Raw genomic sequence first — 2,730 nt, 5'->3', positions numbered from 1 at the left:
CCTGATGCCGGGGAACCGCTCGAAATACTGCTTGATATAGGCCCCCGCCTCCTCGCGCCCGATCCCGAGCCGATTGGCGAGGCCGAAGGCGGAAATGCCGTAGATGATGCCGAAATTGATGGTCTTGGCGCGCCGGCGATATTCGCTGGTCATCTCGGCAAGCGGGATGTCGAACATTTCCGAGGCGGTGGCGGCGTGGATGTCGATGCCGTCGGCGAAAGCTTTGCGCAACTGCGGAATCTCGGCGATATGGGCGAGGATGCGCAATTCGATCTGGCTGTAATCCGCCGAGATCAGCTTGATCCCCTTCTCCGGCACGAAGGCCGCGCGGATCTTGCGGCCTGCCGGTGTGCGCACCGGGATGTTCTGGAGATTGGGCTCCGACGATGACAACCGCCCCGTCGTGGTGGCAGCGAGCGAGAAAGAGGTATGCACCCGGCCCTTCTCGTCCATGTAATGGGGCAACGCATCGCTGTATGTGGATTTCAGCTTGGCCTGCTGGCGCCATTCCAGAATCTTCGCGGGCAAGGGATGGCCCTGCTCGGCGAGTTCCTCCAGCGCCGAGGCGGGCGTCGCCCATTGGCCGGAGGGGGTCTTCTTGCCGCCGGGCAGCCCCATCTTGCCGAACAGGATCTCCCCGATCTGGCGCGGGCTCGAGACCGAGAAGCGCTCGCCCGCATCCTCCTGGATTTCCTCTTCGAGCCGCGTGAGCGTCTGGGCGAAATCGGAGGAGAGGCGGCTCAGGATCTGGCGGTCGACCTTGATGCCGCGCCGCTCCATGCGCGCGATCACCGGAACGAGCGGGCGCTCCAGTGTCTCGTAGACGCTCACCTTCGCCTCTGCGGCGAGGCGTGGCTTGAGCACGCGCCACAGCCGCATGGTGACATCGGCATCCTCCGCCGCGTAGGCGGTGGCTTCTTCGATGCCCACACGGTCGAAGCTCACAGCCTTCTTGCCGCTCCCGGCCACCTCGGCGAACTTGATCGTGGTATGCCCCAGATGCCGTTCGGCAAGATCATCCATGCCGTGCCCGCCGCGCCCGGCATCGAGCACGTAGGAGATCAGCATGGTGTCGTCGACCGGCGCCGTCTCGATGCCGTAACGGGCCAGGACCAGCCAGTCATATTTGAAATTATGCCCGATCTTGAGCGTGCCGGGCTCTTCCAGAAGCGGTTGCAGCGCAGCGAGCGCCTCGTTGAGGGGGATCTGCCCCGTGACAAGCCCGGTCTCGTCAAAGAGATCCGTGCCGCCGCGATGTTGCAGCGGGATATAGCAGGCCCGCCCGTCGGGAAGCCCGAGCGAGATCCCGACGAGCTCGGCGGCATTCGCGCTCAGCGAATCGGTCTCGGTATCGAGCGCGACGATCCCCGCTTCTCGAGCATCAGCGATCCATGTGTCGAGGGCGTCGCGGTCGCGCAGGCATGCATATGCCGCACGATCGATCTTTGCGCCCTGCGCTTCGTCGCGGCGCTGCTTGACGAGTTGCTCGGGACCCGCCTGAGGATCGCCCTCCGCGATGCCCGCTTCGCCGGATTCGCCCGCATCACTGCCTGCCGCATCCGCACCCCGCGCGAGCTCGGGATCGGCCTCGACGGCGTTGAGATCGATATCGTATTCGGTGGCGACGCGTTTGGTGATGGTGGTGAATTCCATCGCCTTGAAGAAGGCGATCAGCTTCTGCGCGTCGATCTCGGCGAGGGTGAGGTCGACGAGCGGCACCGGCACCGGAGCCTTCTCGTCGAGGAGGACGAGTTTCCTGGACAGCCGCGCCTTGTCGGCATTCTCGATCAGGGTCTCGCGGCGCTTGGGCTGCTTGATCTCGCCGGCGCGCTCCAGCAGCGTTTCGAGATCGCCGAACTGCTCGAGCAGCTGCACCGCCGTCTTCGGCCCGATTCCGGGCACGCCCGGCACGTTGTCGGAGGTGTCGCCGGTGAGCGCGAGCACATCGGCGATCTTCTCCGGCGGCACGCCCCAGCGCTCGATCACGCCCTCGACGTCGAGATTGCGCTCGGGCCGGTAGCCGTTCTTGCCCTTGATGCCCGATTCGAAATCGAAGAAGCGGACATTGGGGCCAACCAGCTGCATCAGATCCTTGTCGGCGGAGACGATAACGACCTCCGCCCCGGCCGCTGCCGCCTCGCGGGCATAGGCCGCGATCAGATCATCGGCCTCGTAGCGCTCCAGTTCGACGGGGATCAGCCCGAAGGCGCGCACGGCATCGCGCATCAGTGGCATCTGGCGCTTGAGATCCTCCGGCGCATCCGGGCGATGGCCCTTGTATTCCGGATAGATCTCGCGGCGAAACGAGCCTTCCGACTTGTCAAGCACGATGGCGAGATGGCTGGGCTTCACCCCCGCGGCGCCCTCCCGGATGAACTGCCAGAGCTTGACGCAGAACATCCGCAGCGCCCCTGTCGGCAGCCCGTCAGAGCGATAATTGTATTTCGCATCCTGGTTCATCGACTGGAAGAAGGCGCGGAACACGAAGGACGAGCCATCGACGAGGATCAGGCGATCGCCTTTCCCGATGGCGGGGCTTTTGCCGGACATGGAATCTGGACTTCCCGGTAAGAGTGACTGCTCCCGGTTTTAATGCATCCTTGCGCCGGGTGGATACCGGCTTCGGGAAAAAATGATCTGTGGCGCATGATTCAGGCGTGTCGACGCGCAATGGCCGGATTCGTAAAACAGCGCGCCCGAGTTCCTTCGTGGAGCGATGGGACGATGGCG

General features: G+C 64.4%; 1 protein-coding gene. It reads right to left on the bottom strand.

Going from position 1 to position 2,730, the window contains the following annotated elements:
• On the bottom strand, positions 1-2,550 hold a 2,550-nt coding region (gene polA / locus VKP01_RS09885), incomplete at its 3' end, for a DNA polymerase I (RefSeq protein ID WP_324411979.1).
• Between the last annotated feature and the right edge of the window lie 180 nt (positions 2,551-2,730).

The organism is Saliniramus sp. (assembly GCF_035311605.1).
Lineage (GTDB): Bacteria > Pseudomonadota > Alphaproteobacteria > Rhizobiales > Beijerinckiaceae > Saliniramus.
The sequence above is the reverse complement of the archived record's forward strand: the minus strand, read 5'-3'. Positions and strand labels throughout refer to the sequence as shown.